The 18,932-nt window shown below is 50.2% G+C and carries 16 protein-coding genes; 6 read left to right on the top strand and 10 right to left on the bottom strand.

Annotation, left to right across the window (positions count from 1 at the left end):
- Positions 1-41: 41 nt before the first annotated feature.
- Positions 42-431 carry a pilin gene (locus M0220_RS16110; protein WP_035536546.1) on the bottom strand — a complete coding sequence of 130 codons (390 nt, stop codon included), beginning with the start codon at positions 429-431 and terminating at the stop codon, positions 42-44.
- Between the two features lie 94 nt (positions 432-525).
- Complete coding sequence (locus M0220_RS16105; protein WP_264018217.1) at positions 526-933, bottom strand: pilin; 408 nt, start codon at positions 931-933, stop codon at positions 526-528.
- A gap of 241 nt (positions 934-1,174) precedes the next feature.
- On the opposite strand from M0220_RS16105, the gene pilB reads away from it, so the two are divergent.
- The 6 genes from pilB to M0220_RS16075 all read left to right on the top strand — a co-directional run bounded on the left by pilB (position 1,175) and on the right by M0220_RS16075 (position 7,052).
- Positions 1,175-2,929 carry a type IV-A pilus assembly ATPase PilB gene (pilB, locus tag M0220_RS16100; protein ID WP_030072841.1) on the top strand — a complete coding sequence of 585 codons (1,755 nt, stop codon included), beginning with the start codon at positions 1,175-1,177 and terminating at the stop codon, positions 2,927-2,929.
- A gap of 8 nt (positions 2,930-2,937) precedes the next feature.
- Positions 2,938-4,167, top strand: a complete 1,230-nt coding sequence (locus M0220_RS16095; RefSeq protein WP_264018216.1) for a type II secretion system F family protein — start codon at positions 2,938-2,940, stop codon at positions 4,165-4,167.
- A gap of 41 nt (positions 4,168-4,208) precedes the next feature.
- Positions 4,209-5,054 carry a prepilin peptidase gene (locus M0220_RS16090; protein WP_264018215.1) on the top strand — a complete coding sequence of 282 codons (846 nt, stop codon included), beginning with the start codon at positions 4,209-4,211 and terminating at the stop codon, positions 5,052-5,054.
- 40 nt (positions 5,055-5,094) lie between these two features.
- On the top strand, positions 5,095-5,691 hold the full coding sequence (coaE, locus tag M0220_RS16085) for a dephospho-CoA kinase (protein ID WP_264018214.1): 597 nt from the start codon (positions 5,095-5,097) through the stop codon (positions 5,689-5,691).
- 67 nt (positions 5,692-5,758) lie between these two features.
- Positions 5,759-5,992 carry a DNA gyrase inhibitor YacG gene (gene yacG, locus M0220_RS16080; RefSeq protein ID WP_030072834.1) on the top strand — a complete coding sequence of 78 codons (234 nt, stop codon included), beginning with the start codon at positions 5,759-5,761 and terminating at the stop codon, positions 5,990-5,992.
- A gap of 187 nt (positions 5,993-6,179) precedes the next feature.
- Positions 6,180-7,052, top strand: a complete 873-nt coding sequence (locus tag M0220_RS16075; protein WP_030072832.1) for a hypothetical protein — start codon at positions 6,180-6,182, stop codon at positions 7,050-7,052.
- A gap of 14 nt (positions 7,053-7,066) precedes the next feature.
- Here M0220_RS16075 and M0220_RS16070 read toward each other — a convergent pair whose 3' ends face one another.
- From M0220_RS16070 to gyrA, 8 genes are all read right to left on the bottom strand, one after another.
- The gene (locus tag M0220_RS16070) at positions 7,067-7,402 is read right to left on the bottom strand and encodes a hypothetical protein (protein WP_030072830.1); all 336 of its coding nucleotides are present in this window, start codon (positions 7,400-7,402) and stop codon (positions 7,067-7,069) included.
- Positions 7,403-8,466: 1,064 nt separating this feature from the next.
- Positions 8,467-8,841, bottom strand: a complete 375-nt coding sequence (locus M0220_RS16065; protein WP_264018213.1) for a histone-like nucleoid-structuring protein, MvaT/MvaU family — start codon at positions 8,839-8,841, stop codon at positions 8,467-8,469.
- Positions 8,842-9,131: 290 nt separating this feature from the next.
- Positions 9,132-10,808 carry a 30S ribosomal protein S1 gene (gene rpsA, locus M0220_RS16060; protein ID WP_264018212.1) on the bottom strand — a complete coding sequence of 559 codons (1,677 nt, stop codon included), beginning with the start codon at positions 10,806-10,808 and terminating at the stop codon, positions 9,132-9,134.
- Positions 10,809-10,992: 184 nt separating this feature from the next.
- On the bottom strand, positions 10,993-11,682 hold the full coding sequence (gene cmk / locus M0220_RS16055) for a (d)CMP kinase (RefSeq protein WP_264018211.1): 690 nt from the start codon (positions 11,680-11,682) through the stop codon (positions 10,993-10,995).
- On the bottom strand, positions 11,672-13,978 hold the full coding sequence (locus M0220_RS16050; protein ID WP_404813838.1) for a bifunctional prephenate dehydrogenase/3-phosphoshikimate 1-carboxyvinyltransferase: 2,307 nt from the start codon (positions 13,976-13,978) through the stop codon (positions 11,672-11,674). Before M0220_RS16050 ends, cmk begins: the two co-directional genes overlap by 11 nt.
- Positions 13,975-15,066: a prephenate dehydratase gene (gene pheA / locus M0220_RS16045; RefSeq protein ID WP_030072822.1), complete on the bottom strand. Its 1,092-nt coding sequence runs from the start codon at positions 15,064-15,066 to the stop codon at positions 13,975-13,977. The genes M0220_RS16050 and pheA overlap by 4 nt, the downstream gene beginning before the upstream one ends.
- Positions 15,067-15,071: 5 nt before the next feature.
- Entirely contained in the window at positions 15,072-16,175 is a 1,104-nt protein-coding gene (serC, locus tag M0220_RS16040; protein WP_030072820.1) for a 3-phosphoserine/phosphohydroxythreonine transaminase, read from the bottom strand.
- The gene (gene gyrA, locus M0220_RS16035) at positions 16,159-18,918 is read right to left on the bottom strand and encodes a DNA gyrase subunit A (RefSeq protein ID WP_030072818.1); all 2,760 of its coding nucleotides are present in this window, start codon (positions 18,916-18,918) and stop codon (positions 16,159-16,161) included. The genes serC and gyrA overlap by 17 nt, the downstream gene beginning before the upstream one ends.
- Positions 18,919-18,932: the final 14 nt, after the last annotated feature.

Below are 18,932 nucleotides of genomic sequence, written 5' to 3'. Positions count from 1 at the left end.
AGTGTGAAGGTTTAGAAAGAGCTAGCGAAAAACAAAGTGAGCTAAGGGGCTACCACCCGCTCAACGCGCCCCTGCTGAGTGATTTGGGCTTGAACGCTCTGGCGTTGGGTATCAATCAGCAGCGCGGTATTTTCTCCTTCGAATATGCCACCAAACGCTGCGGCCACAGCCGCTTGATTGGGCTGGCCATCCCCACCAATGGCGCAAGCACCAAACGCAAACGGCACCAAGGTATCGTCAAGGTGGTCACTTGCTAAGACCTGGGTCTTAAACGTGCCCAGCTCCCGCTGACAAGCACCAAACGCGGAGTGGTCGAGGTAGGTTAAGTAGGCGGGAAGGCTTACTGTTGCCAAGATTCCGACAATGGCAATTACAATGAGAAGTTCAATTAAAGAGAAACCGCTAAACACTGAGTTGATATTTTTTTGCATTAAAATAACCAAAGCTAAATCGCCCCAATGGGCGATTTAGGTCAAATTTTAATGCATTTAAACTTAGGCGCAACAATTACCTACTCTAGTGCAGCTACTGAACAACAATACGGCCGTTTTCAATATCAATTACTCCAGCATCGCTGCGACTTGTTGTAATACCTGTTGCGCTCTCATCAGTAATGAAAGCCGTAGCAACCGCTTCATTAGAAGGAGTCGTATCAGCAGTGATGTTACATGCGTCGAAATTAAACTCGACTGCCGTAACCACATCAGTAGCATTAGCGTTACTAGTGGCCGACTCAGCAATAACGGCACTTCTGAAAGATGATAGCTCTGCCTGACAAGCACCTATAGCTGAACGATCCAAATAATTCCCATACTGCGGCACGCCGACGGCGGCGAGTACACCAATGATCGCGACAACGATCAGTAGCTCAATCAGGGTGAAACCGCGTTGCTTAAAGCGGCGCGGGTGGTGCGGTTGGGTAGTTTGCATCATAAGAATCCCTTGCAGTTGTTAATCATTTTTAGTTGGTGAGCAGCCACATTAGCTAATAGAAACTCGGCTAACATTATCCGACCCTTTTCAACTTGGCAATTAGCGATTTCATGCTGTTATTGCCCGCTATTCAGCCTTTTGAGCGAGTTAAGACTGCACTTTATCATGACGAGCACAAGTACCGTGCATAGGCCAAATATGGTACAAGGTGGCTTACATTCGCCATCCTGCCGAGACCACTATGAGCCACCCTGCCCCAGAGTCTACGCTAAGTCATGCGACCTCACATGGTGGTCTACGCGGCATTGCTAAACGACTTGTGAATCACGGTGTGCTTACCGATGCGCAGGCTGCCGTTGCTGAACAAACGGCGGCAGAACTCGAAATATCGCTACTTCAGCATGTCGTGGACAGCGGCTTGGTAGAAACCCATGCTGCTGCGCTGGCCGCCGCCTGGGAGTACGGTTTACCGGTTGTGGATCTTGATGCTATTCGTATTAATGCCCTGCCACCCGCCAACGACTATCCCGTTAAAATTTTAGAACGATTAGACATTCTGCCCCTGGCACGCCACGGGCATCGTCTTACCGTTGCGGTGCCCTACCCTGCAACGCTTACCCAGCTTGATGAGCTGCAGTTTGCTACCGGGCTAAGTGTGGATGGCGTACTGGCACCCGCTGACCAGCTAAAGAGCTCTCTGACGCAGTACCTAGCGCAAAATGAACGCAGCATGCTGGATGAGCTGGAAAACGTTGACGACGCCGTCAGCGCACTCAATATCGTTCAGCTTGGCGAAGATGAGGCGACATTTGATAAGGCAATAAAAGATAGCGAAGACGCCCCAGTGGTTAAATTCGTTAACAAAATATTGCTTGATGCCATCAGCCGTGGCGCGTCCGATATTCACTTTGAGCCCTATGAAACCCAGTACCGGGTGCGCTTTCGTATCGATGGCATGCTAATTGAAATTGCGCGCCCGCCTTTCGCGCTGCGGCACCGTATTGCAGCCCGTTTAAAAATCATGTCACGGCTAGATATTTCCGAACGCCGCCTGCCTCAGGATGGCGCGATTAAGCTACAGCTTTCCCGTACCCGCTCAATTGATTTCCGGGTGAACTCACTGCCCACCGTGTTTGGTGAGAAAATAGTATTGCGCCTGCTAGACCCAGCCTCTGCGCAGTTGGGCATCGAACAGCTAGGCTTTAGCCCTGAACAACAGGCCGCCTATGAGCACGCCCTAAAAAAGCCGCAAGGGATGATTCTGGTAACGGGGCCTACCGGTAGCGGTAAAACCGTCACGCTTTACACAGGCATTAATATCCTCAACCAAATCGAGCGCAATATTTGTACCGCAGAAGACCCGGTCGAAATTAAAGTATCGGGCATTAACCAAGTGAACGTTCTTCCTAAAATCGGCCTAAACTTTGCCAGCGCGCTGCGTGCCTTTTTGCGTCAAGACCCGGATGTCGTGATGGTAGGCGAGATTCGTGACTTAGAAACCGCCGAAATTGCCGTGAAAGCAGCCCAAACAGGCCACTTGGTGCTATCTACCGTACACACTAACTCAGCTGCTGAAACACTAACCCGTTTAGCCAATATGGGCGTTGCGTCTTATAACATTGCCAGCTCGGTGAGTTTAATCATTGCCCAGCGCTTAGCGCGTAAGCTATGCAACCTGTGTAAAAAGCCCGCCAATATGCCAGCGGAAGCACTGCGAAAAGCTGGCTTTAGCCAGCAGGATATTCGTAATGGCACTATTTACACGGCAGTTGGCTGCAAACAGTGTACTCAAGGTTATAAAGGGCGTATTGGCATTTACGAAGTAGTGCCAATTACCGATGCTATGCGCCAGTTGATCATGCGCGATGGCAACGCGCTGGATATTGACCAGCAAGCCCGCCGTGAAGGCTACCCCAGCCTGTATCAGCGCTGTTTAAGCCGCGTGTTGGATGGCAGCACTAGCCTGGAAGAAGTTAACCGCATTAGTAAGGAGTAACGCGCGACATGGCTAACGCTAAAGCACGCCGCATAAAGCCAGCGCCGCTGCATCGCTGGAAGTGGGAAGGGAAAGGGCCACAAGACCGAGCAATGCGCGGCGAGCTAATTGGGCGCACTAAACCCGATATTGTTGAACAGCTGGCTAAGCAGCGTATTGTCGCTACAAAGGTGCAAAAGCGCAGTAGCTTTAGCGGCCGAGGCAAAGTCACCAACGTCGACATTATGATTTTTGCCCGGCAAATGGCTACCATGGTGCGGGCTGGTATACCTATTCTTCAAGCACTACAGGCCGTTTCGGAAAGCCTAAAAAAACCCGCCATGGTGGCACTCACCCAGCAAATTATGGAAGACGTTTCTTCAGGCGATAGCCTTTCCAGCGCCATGGCAAAACACCCCAAACAATTTGACCGCCTGTTTGTTAACCTAGTGGAAGCGGGGGAACAAGCAGGTGCGCTTGACCAGATGCTAGAGCGCATTGCCAGCTACAAAGAAAAAGTTGAATCGCTCAAAAATCGCGTTAAAAAAGCACTCTGGTACCCTACAGCGGTAATGACCATTGGCGTTGCGGTTACCATGCTGTTGCTTATCAAAGTCGTACCTGAATTTGAAAGCATGTTCCAAGGTTTTGGCGCGGAACTGCCTGCGCTGACGCAATTCACTGTTAACTTATCAGAGATAGCCCAGACATATTGGTTACACGCCTTAGGCGCGCTAATCGCCAGTTTTATACTCCTTAAAGCCGCTGTACGGCGATCATCCCGCGTTGCCTATCGGTTGGACAGTCTAATGCTTCACCTACCTATCCTTGGCGATATTTTGCATAAGTCGGCTGTCTCACGGTTTACCCGCACCTTAGCGACCACCTTTACATCAGGTGTTCCACTGATAGAGGGGCTTGAAACCGCCGCTGGGGCAGCGGATAACCGGGTTTACATTAAGGCCATTAATGAGGTGCGCCAAGATGTAACTACCGGACAACAGCTACATTTTGCAATGCGCATGACCAACCGATTTCCCGCCCTGGCTGTACAAATGGTCAGCATTGGTGAAGAAGCGGGTTCGTTGGATGCGATGCTAAACCGTGTTGCCGATTACTACGAAGAAGAGGTTGATAATAAAGTCGATGCCCTGACCTCATTAATGGAACCTATTATTATCGTAGTACTGGGTGCTCTGGTCGGTGGCGTGGTCGTTTCCATGTATTTGCCTATCTTCGAAATTGGCACCGCTCTATAAATCATCCCTCTACTGGCATTTTCACACATAGCAGGAGCACCATGGGCTTACCGCCGAGCGTTATTACTCTTTTTGCGTTACTGATTGGCCTCTGTTTTGGCAGTTTTCTTAATGTTGTCATCACCCGCTTGCCCGTGATGTTAATGCGCGGCTGGCGCAGTGAGGCACGCGCCTCTCTTGAGTTACCCGAAGAGTCGTCACCCCGCTTTAATCTTGCGACCCCTGGATCGATGTGCCCGCGTTGCGAACAGCCCATTGCCTGGCACGACAATCTTCCCTTAGTAGGCTGGTTAAAAAGAAGGGGCAAATGCGCGCATTGCCAAACGACCATTAGCGCCCAATATCCGCTCGTTGAGCTAATGGGCGGACTGCTTGCCGTAGTTGTTGTTATGTTACATGGGGCTACGCTAAGCGCGGCGTTTATTTATGGCGCTTGTTTAACGCTACTTGCCTTGGCAGTCATTGATTTTCGCACCTATTTACTGCCTGATATATTGACCTTGCCACTGCTATGGGCCGGCTTGGTATACCAGTTACTTTTTCAGCCTCTGTTGCTATCAGGCGCTGTCATGGGCGCAATAGCGGGCTATCTTGTGCTGTGGAGCTTTTATTGGCTGTTTAAGCTAGTAACCGGTAAAGAAGGCATGGGCTATGGGGATTTCAAATTGCTCGCAGCACTTGGCGCTTGGTTAGGTTGGGGTATGTTACCGCTGTTGCTTATTTTATCGGCAGGCGTTGGCGCAATAGTTGGATTAGTTGCCCAGGCCCTCTCCCCACGCTTACGTGGACAACCTCTCCCCTTTGGCCCCTTTCTCGCCCTGGCAGGCTGGGTTTGCTTACTTGTCGGCAACGAGTTAATAGCACTGTATACGTCGTTGCTTTATTAACCCTCACGCCAATTTTGGTTCGTCCTTTTTGGGAGCTTGCATGATCATTGGGCTAACAGGTGGTATTGGCTCGGGAAAGTCTACCGTTGCTCGGGCGTTTGCAGAACTGGGTATTGGCTGGGTGGATGCCGATGATGTGGCAAGAGAAGTCGTTGCCCTTGGTGAACCTGCGCTAACAGCCATTGCCGAACACTTTGGCACCCACGTTTTGAATACCGATGGCACGCTAAACAGATCAGCACTGCGCACCATCATTTTTGAAGACCCTCAACAACGCCAGTGGTTAGAATCTGTCACCCATCCCAGGGTTCGTGAGCGTCTACTTTTGCATATTAACCGCCTAAAGCAGCACTCTCCTTACGTTCTACTTGTATCGCCACTGCTGTTTGAATCTGGACAAGATAAGCTTGTTGATCGCACGTTAGTCATCGATGTCCCCGAATCGCTCCAGTTGGAACGCACGCTTGCACGGGATGGCGTGAGTGAAAACCAGGTGCGTGCTATCCTCGCCGCCCAACTTCCACGCGAAGAGCGACTTGCTAAAGGCGATGATGTTATCGATAACAGTGGGAACCACGCTGATATGATGCGCCAAGTCGTTAAGCTGGATCAGCGTTATCGGGCAACATGTGATTAACAACTGTTCCATTCTTGCGTCAGCTTTTGGCACAGTAATAATAGTAGCTTTAAAATAGGAGTATTAAATGCCTATACCGGCAAACGATTCACCGCTTGAGGTTGCTTGCCCTCAATGCGGCAAAAAAATCATCTGGGGGCCAGAAAGCACCTATCGCCCTTTTTGTAGCAAGCGCTGCCAACTGCTTGATTTAGGTGCTTGGGCGGAAGAGTCGCATCGCATTGCAGGTGAATCTGCCATGGACGAAGCAGACTTGGATACTCTGCTTGCTCAAGCGGATAGAGATGCGCCACTTTCTTAAAGAATGACTTAGGTATTAAGTATCATCTTAGCGCTTAACTAACGTCCTAGGGCTTAAGGAACGTCTTAGGTAACAGCATAAGTGCTTAATTATTGGTACCTTAACTTCTTTTAGCGGTGATCAGAAAGAGTGTTGCTGATAAAGTGGTGCTGATAGAGTGTCACTTTACTCGCATTAAGGCCCGCCCATGACTGATGCTCCGCTGTCTTTGTATCACCTACTCCATGAGCTTGATACACACTTTGACCAACTGGTGGCCACTATTGAGCAGGCCGCAGCGCTGTATGAAGCTCACCAACCGCCTACCTGGCGATTTCAGCATGCCTCTAGCAACTCTTTTTGGCTGCGTGAAGCACTGCTAGATATGTGGCATCAGCAAGGTCAAGATGGACGCGAAACGCGTAATTATATAGCTGTTATTGCCGCTGATACTGCATTAATTGATGCGTGTCATCATATTAACCATGCAAAAGCGCGCATCAGCGATCTGCTTGCTCATATTAAACAAGCTCACCCAAATGCATTGAATGATGCCAAATCGCGCCTGCCCCATCGCCACCCACATATTAATGATGTACTGCGTAAAAGCGGTTTTGCAAGGCTCCATCTAAAGCAGTGCTGGCGGCAACTCCCTATTGCCCCTGCGCCTGTGTCCAGAGTTAGGCTGGCGTGGTATAGCAGCGGTCGCTCAATTAAAAGAATAAGCGTTCAGGAAGCAGAACAAAAGTTATTGCAACTTGATAGCGACGCACCCCATATTCGTATACAGCTACGCAAGCTCGCCAATCTTCCAAGTGCAGAAATATTGGCACAGGTACAACCTCAGGCACCATTAATGCGCGCTAATCTGTTTTTTGTGGAGCCCCTGGATGATGGACACACGCGACGAGCGCTTAATATTGCTATGCCGTTGATAGTGCCTGCCAATGAAGGGCGGTTGCCGCACCTCAAAGCACCTGCCGAAACGCCTCCAACAACGCGAACTAGAGCCAAGCGGCGTGACGAAAAATTAGAAGAAAACGTTTACTTACCAAGTCTAAGAGTCTTTCGCTATCGCTAGGTAGCCATATCTACCTAGTGAGTTGCTACTGGTGTCTTATCAAGCTCCCATAGCTGATAGTCAACGAGGATCTGAATGACCTCACTGACATCTCGCTCAGATAAACCATACTCTTCAATCAGTGCTTTTAGACGTTGATTAAATAAGCGATCCTGCTCACTCGCGCGTGCAGCTTGATCGTCAGCTTCTAATGCTGCAATTGAGCGTACTGGCGGTCCTGTGGGAATATCGAAACCGCTATTGGGATCTTCTAACTGACGCAACGCCTGAGCGAAGGCATCATCCAACTCACGAAACTTACGAAGCTTTTCACGCTCATCGAGCTGTTTTTGAACCTTTTGATATTTCATTGATGTTTCATTTACACCTTACTTGAAATGGACGACAAGCCTGCTGGTTAGGCCCTTTCCAGAGAGCTATGGTCAAACGCATAAAATCTTCGGGTAAACGTGACGTTGCTCTCTTCTCTCCGAAAAAAACAGCCAATCAACTCTCTTAATCGATTCTCTCAACCAACTATCTCAACCAACTATCTCAATCGACTATCTCTCATAGTGGGCGAGCATCTTGCTAGCAAATCAAACAGCAACTCACAATCACCATTCTCTAATATCACCGGACAGTGGTCTTATAGGTGATACACAGTGGTCTTATAGGTGATACACATAGGAGGCACTGGTGCTTTCTAAAAACGATACGCATACATCGCTAATTGCAGTGTAGGCTAGGCAAACCAGCACACGTAGAGGCGATAAGCCACTTGATCACCCTGGACACTGTTTAGTGCCGTACGGCCTTCACTGCTAGAACACCCTAAAGCAGCTCTATCTTCACTCAATTTACCAAATATAGCGCAAATTGCTGTTTGGTGTGGAGATAAATCCTAAAGCCGCGGGCGGGTAAAAAAGTACGCCTGGACAATAGATGCTAGGCCAGCCACATCGCACATTATCTAACGAGACGTTATCGTGCAGCCAGGACCTAAAGTTCACTTACGAACAGCCTGTGTTAAACAATGCGAAAATTCCCTTAAGGCTGCCTCTCGTCAAAAAGCTACTCATCACAAGCAGACCTTCAAAAAATCGCCTATCAAAACACGGGGCATGGCCAAAGGATTAACACCGCTTCCACTATCCATCATTAGGGTGCTAAGCCGTCACACTAATCTGCAAAATATCGATAAAATTTTGTAGAAGTCTTATACAACAGCCATAACATCAATAAACGGATGAATAAGTACTCAATAGCAGCGATTCATCGTAAATACGATAGCAGTGAATACGACAGCTATAAATACTATGATATCGAAAATATTCGCAATGTGTCATTTTCATCAGTCAGTCCAGCACGGCTACTAGACTAACTATCCAAACTAAAACCGGCACTTCTAATTAGAAATGCCGGCCCCGATTACTCAGTCTTCCATACGCTCAAGCCAAGATTCAACGGCTTCATCACCATGCTCGTCTTTCCAGCTACGCAAGCCTTTATGGTTACCGCCACGAGTTTCAATGACTTCGCCAGTATGTGGATTTTTATAAATTTTCAAGCGGCGTTTACGACGTGTTGAAGCCACTGCTGTGCCTTTAGAGCCGCGTTGTTCCGCGTTAGGGTCAAGCAATGCGATAACATCAGCAGGACGCTTACCAAACTCATTCATTAGTGCTTCAAGCTTAGCTTTAAACTCAAGCTCGCCTTTCAGGCGCTGGTCGCTTTCCAAACGCTGCAAATCTTCTTGCAGTTGTTTTAACTGCTGTTCCTTTTGAATATACTCATTTAATAGCGACATACTAATTCCTTTTTAGAGTAGGTTTAGCTGTGTGAGTTATTCGATTGACCAACTCAACACGCACAAGTTCAGGATGCGCATATATTATTGCTGTAAATGAGCTAACTGACAATAGTCTAGTTGATTTTGGCTTAATTACTAATCGATTTTATAGCTTAGGCTTAGTCATTACTAAAAGGGCAAGCTTTACACTCAGCCAAAACAATTACTAATCTCTGTTTAAAATCATACATATTTATAAAAAACGCCGCCCATTAGGGCGGCGTTTTTATAGGCTATCGACTAATTTATTAGTCTTGACCCATTTGCTGCTTGATCAAATCACCGATGGTGGTTGGACCACCCGCTTCCGGCTCTTGGTCACGCAGTTTCTTCAGGTTTTGGCGAGTATCGTCTTGCTCTTTCGCTTTAACCGACAGATTAATCTGGCGGCTCTTACGATCGACGCTAACAATACGAGCTTCAACGCTGTCGCCTTCATTCAGCACATTGCGTGCGTCTTCAATGCGGTCAGCACTGATTTCAGACGCTTTGAGGATAGCGATAACATCAGTCGCCAGCTCGACATGTGCTTCTTTAGCATCTACTTCGACAATACGACCAGTAACAATGCTTCCTTTGTCATTTACTGACAGGTATTCAGCAACCGGATCAGAATCCATTTGCTTAATACCTAAGGAGATACGCTCACGCTCAGGGTCGATTGAAAGAATAACGGCTTCAGCTTCGTCACCCTTCTTGAAGTTACGAACCGCTTCTTCACCGGTTTCTGTCCAAGAGATATCAGACAGATGAACCAGACCATCAATACCGCCTTCAAGGCCGATAAAGATACCAAAGTCAGTGATTGACTTAATGGTACCGGAAACACGGTCGCCCTTGTTGTATTCAGCGTTGAATGTTTCCCATGGGTTAGCAGTGCACTGCTTGATACCCAGAGAAATACGACGACGCTCTTCGTCGATATCAAGAACCATAACGTCAACATCGTCGCCCACTTGGACAACTTTAGACGGATGGATATTCTTGTTAGTCCAATCCATTTCTGAAACGTGAACCAGACCTTCAACGCCCTCTTCCAGCTCAGCAAAGCAGCCGTAGTCAGTCAGGTTAGTGACGACTGCGTGTACTTTGGTGCCTTCCGGGTAACGGTCTTTGATGTTGACCCAAGGATCTTCACCCAGCTGCTTAAGACCTAGCGATACGCGGTTACGCTCACGGTCAAACTTCAGTACTTTGACGTTGATCTCGTCGCCAACAGCAACGATTTCAGACGGATGCTTGATACGCTTCCACGCCATGTCGGTGATGTGAAGCAGACCATCAACGCCGCCTAAATCAACGAAAGCACCGTAATCAGTCAGGTTCTTAACGATACCTTTGATTTGCTGACCTTCCTGCAAGGTCGCCAGCAGTGCTTCGCGCTCAGCGCTGTTTTCTGCTTCTAGCACGGCACGACGCGAAACAACAACGTTGTTGCGCTTCGGATCAAGCTTGATAACTTTAAAATCTAGCTCTTTGTTCTCTAGGTGCGCAGTGTCGCGAACAGGGCGAACATCTACCAAAGAACCCGGCAAGAAGGCACGGATAGAGTCGACGTCGACAGTGAAGCCGCCTTTGACCTTACCGTTGATCACGCCCTTGATAACTTCATCTTTCTCGAAGGCCGCTTCCAGAATCTTCCAAGCTTCTGCGCGCTTGGCTTTTTCACGGGACAGACGCGTTTCACCGAAGCCATCTTCTACAGCTTCTAGAGCAACGTGTACGTCATCACCGATAGCGATGGTCAGTTCACCATTCTCATCGCGGAATTGTGATGCAGGGATCTGACCTTCAGATTTCAGACCAGCGTTAACGGTAACCCAGTCACCGTCAATGTCGACAACTTGAGCCGCGACAATAGCGCCTGGCTCCATGTTGATGTCGTTAAGAGACTGTTCAAACAGTTCAGCAAAGCTTTCGCTCATGGTTTTCCTACGTGATCAACGTTGTTGAGGCATAACTGCCTTCTCCGTACCACCAGCAAGTACGGGCCTAATGTCATTCAGCTTTTGGAGGTGTTAGCGCTGGTTAGACCTGACCGGGCTCTCTGATATGGAGTAGTCGCCCTGCCACGTCGTGACACCTTTCCAAAAACGCCGCAAGGGGGAATCAAATGCCGTTTGCCATTCCACGCTGGATTAGCAATTCGGTCAGCTGATCTACCACTTCCGGTATGCTCAGGCGTGTGGTATCAAGCGTTATGGCATCATCTGCCGGCTTGAGAGGAGCCACACGGCGCTGCGTATCGCGTGCATCGCGTGCCTGAATCTCCTTTAAAAGACTCGATAGACTAGCACCCACCCCTGCTTCCTGCAACTGTAGATGCCGTCTCCGTGCCCGTTCTTCGGCACTGGCGGTTAGAAAAATTTTCAATGGCGCTTCCGGAAACACCACGGTTCCCATATCGCGACCATCGGCCACCAAGCCAGGCGATCGCCGAAAATCTTGCTGACGCTGAAGCAACGCCTTACGAACCTGTGGTAGCGCTGCTACACGAGAAGCACGCTCCCCAGCGTGCTCTGTGCGTATTTCCCGAGAAACATCTTCACCTTCTAAAAGTGTCCGAGGCTGACCATCCTTTACGGGGAAAGCAACGTCAAGTTGGCTTGCGAGCGATGCTAACGATGCCTCATCATCTAAGGCTACGTTATGTTTTAAGGCTGCCTGGGCGGTAAGCCGATATAACGCCCCGCTATCTAATAGGTGCCACCCCAAGCGCTCAGCCACCAACCCACTAATGGTGCCTTTACCAGCCCCACCTGGGCCATCGATCGTTAGCACGGGGACATTAAGCGTCATTAGCACCCTCCACGCTGACACGCATGCCAATGTGTTGTGCTAGGGCCACGAAGTCAGGGAAAGAAGTTGCCACATTGGCACAGTCATCGATAATGATTTCTTCATTCGCGCGCAATGAGGCAATTGCAAAGGCCATGGCAATACGGTGGTCGCCTAAACTATCAATACGTCCGCCGCCGTAGCTAGCAACGTTATCGTCAGCATTGCCAACGATATCTATACCGTCTTCAACCACTGTATGTTCAACGCCTAGTATCGCTAGCCCATCGGCCATTGCTTGAATCCGGTCAGACTCTTTGACCCGCAGCTCCTCAGCGCCGCGCAAGCGTGTTTTACCCTGCGCATTGGCAGCGGCAATAAACAGTGCGGGAAATTCATCTATCGCCAGCGGCACCTGGTCAACAGGAATATCAATACCCTTCAACGGCGTGTAACGAATGCGGATATCCGCCACTGGCTCACCACCAACCTCATGCTCATTTTCAAGTGTTAAATCAGCACCCATCAAACTGAGAATATTAATCACGCCAATACGCGTAGGATTAATGCCTACGTGTTCAAGGGTAATATCTGCCCCTGGTGTAATAGCTGCTGCCACTAAAAAGAACGTTGCCGACGAGATATCCGAAGGCACGTCAATCGGTCCTGCCGTTAGCTTACCGCCACCTTGCAACCAGCAGGTATCACCCTCCCGTGAGACGCTATAGCCAAAGCCATTGAGCATGCGTTCAGTGTGATCGCGAGTAGGCGCTGGCTCACGCACGCGCGTTTCACCTTCGGCGTACATGCCGGCTAACAGCAAGCAGGATTTCACCTGCGCACTGGCCATGGGCATGTCGTAATTGATTCCCTTGAGCGCAGCACCACCTTTAATCCTGAGCGGCGGACGACCGCCCTCAGCGGTGTCGATAGTGGCGCCCATCAAACGCAATGGGTCAGCAACACGTCCCATTGGCCGTTTGGTTAACGACTCATCACCAGTTAGCTCGCTGTCAAATGCCTGACCAGCCAATAGCCCAGCAAACAAACGCATGGCAGTGCCAGAGTTACCCACATAAAGCGGGCCTGCTGGGGCTTTCAGTCCATGCATGCCCACGCCGTGAATAGTAACCCGCCCCTGATGAGGCCCTTCAATGGCGACACCCATTTCACGGAAGGACTGCAAAGTCGCGAGGCTATCCTCACCCTCTAAAAACCCTTTAACTTCGGTAACACCCTCTGCCAAGGCGCCCAGCATAATTGAACGATGGGACATTGATTTGTCCCCTGGCACGCGAAGACGACCTTGCGCCTGGCCGCCGGGCTGCACCCGATAAGTCACTTTACCGTGTGGTTGCATATGATATTCCGCCTGATAGCTGGTTTTATTCAATAACGTATCAAAATAATGGCGTGCATGACTGGCACGATCAAACGTTGCAATGAGGGTGTCGCTATCGCCGCTTTCTACCGCCTGCCGTAATCTTGCAAGGCCTGCTTCGAAATCATCTAACGATGACAAGACGGCATCGCGGTTGGCAATAAAGATATCTCGCCACATCACAGGGTCACTGCCAGCAATCCGGGTAAAATCACGAAACCCACCGGCAGCATAGCGAAAAATTTCTAACCGCTCGTCTTGGCGCGCCAGCGTGTCGACCAACGAAAATGCTAGTAAATGCGGCAAATGACTAGTGCGCGCCAGCACTTGGTCATGCCGCTCTACACTCATTTGCAGTACGTCTGCGCCAGCAGCGCGCCACAGCGCCTCAACCCGCGTAAGCGCGTCTGAATCTGTCGTAGGCTCGGGGGTCAAAATCACTTTATGATTGATATAAAGCGCTGCATTAGCGGCTGCAACACCACTTTTTTCAGAACCAGCAATCGGATGGCCCAGCACCATTGCAGGGGGCATTTCACCAAAGGTACGCACAGCACAGTCACGGATTGTCGCTTTCGTACTGCCTACGTCAGTGATGACCACGTGCTCAGACGCACGGTGAAGAGCCGCCGACAACGTCGACATTACGCTCTCCATGGCTAAGACCGGCACGGCCAGCACCACCATAGAGACACCGTCCAGCAGCTCTGTTAATTGTGATCCGCCGCTATCTATTAACCCTAAATTTATCCCCAAGGCGATTTCTGACGGGTTGGGGTCACACGCTGAAATGCGGCCTTTGAAGCCTGATTGCCGCAGTGCGGCAGCCAGCGATCCCCCAATCAAACCAAGGCCAACAATCAGTAGATGTGACTCTTGACATGGCGGCCAAACGTCAGCGCTAGCTTCCAACGCCTCAAAGGTACACGCCGTCACAGCACGCCTAAAGGATAGGAGCCAAGCACACGCAACTCAGAAGCGCGTAGCCTGACTTCTTCAAGCACAGCTGCCACCTGAGGCTCATCACGATGCCCTTTAAAATCAATAAAGAACACGTAGTTCCAAACACCCGTACGTGAAGGACGTGTTTCGATCCGCGTTAAGTCAATACGATGACGATGAAACGGTTCTAATAAGTCATGCAGCGCCCCAGGCTGGTTGCGCATAGCAACAACAATGGAGGTTTTATCCTCGCCTGATAGTGGCACATCTTGATTACCAATAATCAGAAAACGCGTCGAGTTATCAGGCCGGTCTTCGATCTTGTCAGCTATACGTTCTAAACCATACAGTTTTGCCGCCATATCACCTGCAATTGCCGCGCTGTGCCACTCGGTTTTTACCAATTTGGCTGCTTCTGCGTTAGAAGAAACAGGCACTCTCTCAGCATGAGGGTAATGGGCATCAAGCCATTTACGGCATTGACCAAATGACTGCGGATGAGAATAAATCCGCGAGACCTTATCACGCCGCGTGGTTTCGCTAATTAGCAGATGATGATGAATACGCAGAACCACTTCACCGCAGATTTTGATTGACGAGTCCATAAAGGTGTCGAGCGTGTGATTAACAACGCCTTCGGTAGAGTTCTCTACCGGCACCACCCCGTAATGAACGGCGCCCGCCTCAACTTCACGAAAGACTTCGTCAATTGCCGCCATCGGCAGGCTAACAGCGCTCTCACCAAAGTGTTTAAGTGCCGCCTGCTGGGTAAATGTACCCTCTGGCCCCAAGTAAGCAACTTTGACAGGTTGCTCCAGCGCAAGGCACGCTGACATAATTTCACGGAACAGCCTCGCCATTTCCTCTGAATCTAGCGGGCCTTGGTTCAACGACATAATGCGGCGCAACACCTGCGCCTCCCGCTCAGGACGATAAAATATGGCGTCTTTATCTTGAGCAAGTTTAACGTGTGCCACCTGCTGGGCGCAGTTGGCGCGCTCACTAATCAAGCGCAGAATATCGCCATCCAACTGGTCGATACGTTGACGTAAGTCGTCTAAATTAATCGGCGTATCGGACATGATGGTTAGCCTCTTCGTTGTTCAAAATCCGCCATAAAGGCGATTAGCGCATCAACGGCCTCTTCAGGCACCGCGTTATATAAACTCGCACGCATGCCGCCAACACTACGATGGCCCTTCAGGTTAAGAAGCCCCGCCTCGTCAGCTTCTTGCAGGAATACGTTGTCTAAACCACTATCGGCTAACACAAACGGAACATTCATGCGGGACCGGTTACGGCTGGCAATGGGATTGCTATAGAAATCACTGGCATCAATAGCAGCATAAAGCTTCTGCGCTTTGCGCTGGTTTATGTCATCCATCGCCTCTAAACCACCGATGTCATCCTTTAACCACTGGAAAACAAGGCCTGCCAAGTACCATGCAAAGGTTGGCGGCGTATTTACCATAGAACCGGCATCGGCAAGCATTTGATAGTCAAACAGTGACGGAATGGAGCTAGGCGCTTTGCCAAGCAAGTCATCACGGACAGCGACCAACGTTAAGCCAGCTGGGCCAATGTTTTTCTGAGCTCCCGCGTAAATCACTCCAAACTGCGCCACATCGATAGGACCGGATAGAATGTTCGAAGACATATCGCAAACCAGCGGTATGTCCATGCCATCAGCGCGCTGAACCCTTGGCGTGTAGTCGAACTCTAGACCACCGATGGTTTCATTTGAGGTGTAATGCAAATAGGCGGCATCGCTACTTACTGCCAGCGCTTCTGCTTCAGGCACCGCTGTATGGCCATTGCTTTCGCTACTCGCCGCTACATGACAGTTAAACCCTAATCGCCGCGCTTCACTGATCGCCTTTTTACCCCAAATACCCGTTTGGATAAAATTGGCGCTACCCCCCTGCCCAAGCAAGTTCATCGGCAACATCGCAAACTGCATGCTGGCCCCGCCCTGCAAGAAAAGCACTTTGTAGTTACTTGGAATATCCAGCAACTGGCGCAGGTCGGCTTCAGCGCGATCCGCAATAGCGACAAACTCGTCGCTACGGTGGCTCATCTCCATAACAGACAGGCCACGCCCTTGAAAATCCAGCAGTTCGCTGCGCGCACGTTCAAGCACTGCGACAGGCAGGGCCGCTGGCCCTGCACAAAAATTATAATGACGTGTCATCGGTTCCCGGTTCCTGTTCGCCATTGTCAGTGTTGGCTGACTCACCCGTATCAACGGTATCTGTATCGACCGTGTCCGTGCTATGAACGTCTGTATCTGAAATGTCTGATTCAAATACATCAATTTCTGCAGGCTCATCCACGCGGACAGTTTTGACTAGTTTTTCTTCTTTACCCAGGCGAATCAGCATAACCCCTTGGGTATTACGTGAGGTCGTTGATACCTCTTCGACTCGGGTACGAACTAAGGTGCCTCGGTCGGTGATCAGCATCATTTCGTCACTGTCGTAAACCTGCATTGCCGCCACCAAAGCGCCGTTACGCTCGCTGGTTTGCATCGCAATTACGCCTTGCCCACCACGGCCGCGCAGCGGAAATTCTTCCAGGCGCGTGCGCTTACCATAGCCATTCTCACTGGCTGTGAGAATATAGATCTGACCTTCCGCTTGAGCATTCTCGGCCGCAACAACTTGGGTATCCGCATCTACGTCAGCGTCATCTTCAGCGTCAATTTGCTGGCTCTTAGGTATGATCAAGCTAATAACTTCAGCGGCACCTGCCAGACGCATACCACGCACACCACGTGCGGTACGGCCCATCGCTCGCACATTGCCTTCTTCGAAGCGAATAGCCTTACCGTTAGAAGAAAGCAGCATGGCGTGATCAGAGCCAGACGTAATAGCAGCCCCCACCAAACGATCGCCCTCTTCCAAATCAATAGCAATCAAACCAACACTACGTGGACGAGAGAACTGCTCAAGACTGGTGCGTTTTACGGTGCCTTTCGCCGTTGCAAAGAAAATGTAGTGTTCAGGATCGTAGTCACGCACCGGCAAAATGGCATTGACGGCTTCACCTTCTTCTAGCGGTAACATGTTGACCAGCGGCTTGCCCCGAGAGCCACGACTGGCATTTGGCATCTCGTACACTTTCAGCCAATACACCTTGCCACGGTTAGAGAACAGCAGCACGGTGTCATGGGTAGACGCCACCAGCAGGTGCTCAATAACATCTTCATCTTTCATCGCGGTGGCTGACTTACCGCGTCCACCACGGCGTTGAGCCTGATAATCAGACAACGGCTGTGTCTTGGCGTAGCCAGAGCGGGAGACAGTCACCACCATATCTTCTTCAGCGATTAGATCTTCAATCGACAGATCAAGGTGGCTCGCCTGAATTTCCGTACGACGGTCATCGCCATACTGGTCACGTACGGCATGCAGCTCTTCTCGAATCACTTCCATCAGACGATCTGGAGACGCCAAAATAGTCGTGAACTCGGCTATCTTTTCAAGAATCGACAGGTATTCGTCTAATAGCTTCTCGGTTTCAAGACCCGTTAGGCGATGCAAGCGAAGCTCAAGAATTGCCTGAGCCTGCGCCGGCGACAGCCGATACTCTGTTGCCGCCGTATTTAGACCAAACCCTTCATCTAGCTCTTCAGGCTTACATGAAGTTGCGCCCGCGCGCTCCAGCATCGCGGTCACCTGACCAGGCTTCCACGTTTTCGCCAATAACTTTTCGCGCGCCTCAGCAGCATTGGGAGATGCTTTGATCAGCTCGATAACGTCATCAATGTTGGAGATGGCAACTGCCAAACCTTCCAACAGATGTCCACGCTCACGGGCTTTCTTTAGTTCATATAAAGTTCGGCGAGTAACAACTTCACGGCGGTGGCGAATAAACGCCTCTAGCATCTCTTTAATATTCAGAGTGCGCGGCTGGCCGTTTTCCAGTGCCACCATGTTGATGCCAAACACATTCTGCAGCTGTGTTTGTGCAAATAGGTTGTTGACAACAACATCACCCGATTCACCACGCTTGATCTCGATTACCACACGCAGACCATCTTTATCCGACTCATCGCGGAGTTCTGCAATACCTTCGATTTTCTTCTCTTTTACCAGCTCAGCGATCTTCTCGATCAATCGCGCTTTATTCACCTGGTAAGGCAGCTCAGTGATGATAATGTGATCTCGACCACTCTTATCATCATGCTCAATCGTGTGGCAGGCACGCACGTAGATGCGCCCACGCCCAGTGCGATAAGCGTCTAAAATACCCGCACGACCATTGATAATACCGCCGGTAGGGAAATCCGGTCCTGGAATGTACTGCATGAGGTCATCGACGGTGAGCGTGTAGTCATCAATTAACGCCAGACAACCATCAATTATTTCCCGCATATTATGGGGCGGGATATTGGTAGCCATGCCCACTGCAATCCCTGATGACCCATTGATCAACAGGTTAGGAACTTTGGTTGGCAGCACAGCCGGAATGCGCTCAGTACCGTCGTAGTTATCGACCCAATCGACGGTGTCTTTTTCCAGGTCAGCTAACAGCTCGTGGGCAAGGCGTGCCATGCGCACTTCGGTGTAACGCATGGCAGCCGCGTTATCACCATCAATGGAACCAAAGTTACCCTGACCATCCACCAGTACGTGACGCATGGAAAAGTGCTGGGCCATACGAACGATAGTGTCATAAACCGCACTGTCACCGTGCGGATGGTATTTACCGATGACATCGCCGACGACACGCGCCGACTTCTTGTACGGTTTATTCCAATCGTTGCTCAGCTCGTGCATGGCAAAAAGCACACGCCGGTGAACAGGCTTGAGGCCGTCACGCACATCGGGAAGAGCGCGACCGATAATGACACTCATCGCGTAGTCGAGGTACGACTGTTTAAGCTCGTCTTCAATATTGACGGGCAAGATTTCTCTGGCGATGTCACCCATGAAAGTCAGATCCT

This window comes from Halomonas qinghailakensis (assembly GCF_025820815.1).
Classification (GTDB): Bacteria; Pseudomonadota; Gammaproteobacteria; order Pseudomonadales; family Halomonadaceae; genus Vreelandella; species Vreelandella qaidamensis.
The sequence above is the reverse complement of the archived record's forward strand: the minus strand, read 5'-3'. Positions and strand labels throughout refer to the sequence as shown.

Bases quoted from the DNA above. Each gene is read 5' to 3' on its own strand.
- M0220_RS16090 (WP_264018215.1), top strand. From the start codon at position 4,209: ATGGGCTTACCGCCGAGCGTTATTACTCTTTTTGCGTTACTGATTGGC.
- cmk (WP_264018211.1), bottom strand. From the start codon at position 11,682: ATGACGCTTAATGTCCCCGTGCTAACGATCGATGGCCCAGGTGGGGCT.
- M0220_RS16110 (WP_035536546.1), bottom strand. From the start codon at position 431: ATGCAAAAAAATATCAACTCAGTGTTTAGCGGTTTCTCTTTAATTGAA.
- pheA (WP_030072822.1), bottom strand. From the start codon at position 15,066: ATGTCCGATACGCCGATTAATTTAGACGACTTACGTCAACGTATCGAC.
- serC (WP_030072820.1), bottom strand. From the start codon at position 16,175: ATGACACGTCATTATAATTTTTGTGCAGGGCCAGCGGCCCTGCCTGTC.
- M0220_RS16065 (WP_264018213.1), bottom strand. From the start codon at position 8,841: ATGTCGCTATTAAATGAGTATATTCAAAAGGAACAGCAGTTAAAACAA.
- M0220_RS16070 (WP_030072830.1), bottom strand. From the start codon at position 7,402: ATGAAATATCAAAAGGTTCAAAAACAGCTCGATGAGCGTGAAAAGCTT.
- coaE (WP_264018214.1), top strand. From the start codon at position 5,095: ATGATCATTGGGCTAACAGGTGGTATTGGCTCGGGAAAGTCTACCGTT.
- pilB (WP_030072841.1), top strand. From the start codon at position 1,175: ATGAGCCACCCTGCCCCAGAGTCTACGCTAAGTCATGCGACCTCACAT.
- rpsA (WP_264018212.1), bottom strand. From the start codon at position 10,808: ATGAGCGAAAGCTTTGCTGAACTGTTTGAACAGTCTCTTAACGACATC.
- M0220_RS16095 (WP_264018216.1), top strand. From the start codon at position 2,938: ATGGCTAACGCTAAAGCACGCCGCATAAAGCCAGCGCCGCTGCATCGC.
- gyrA (WP_030072818.1), bottom strand. From the start codon at position 18,918: ATGGGTGACATCGCCAGAGAAATCTTGCCCGTCAATATTGAAGACGAG.
- M0220_RS16105 (WP_264018217.1), bottom strand. From the start codon at position 933: ATGATGCAAACTACCCAACCGCACCACCCGCGCCGCTTTAAGCAACGC.
- M0220_RS16075 (WP_030072832.1), top strand. From the start codon at position 6,180: ATGACTGATGCTCCGCTGTCTTTGTATCACCTACTCCATGAGCTTGAT.
- yacG (WP_030072834.1), top strand. From the start codon at position 5,759: ATGCCTATACCGGCAAACGATTCACCGCTTGAGGTTGCTTGCCCTCAA.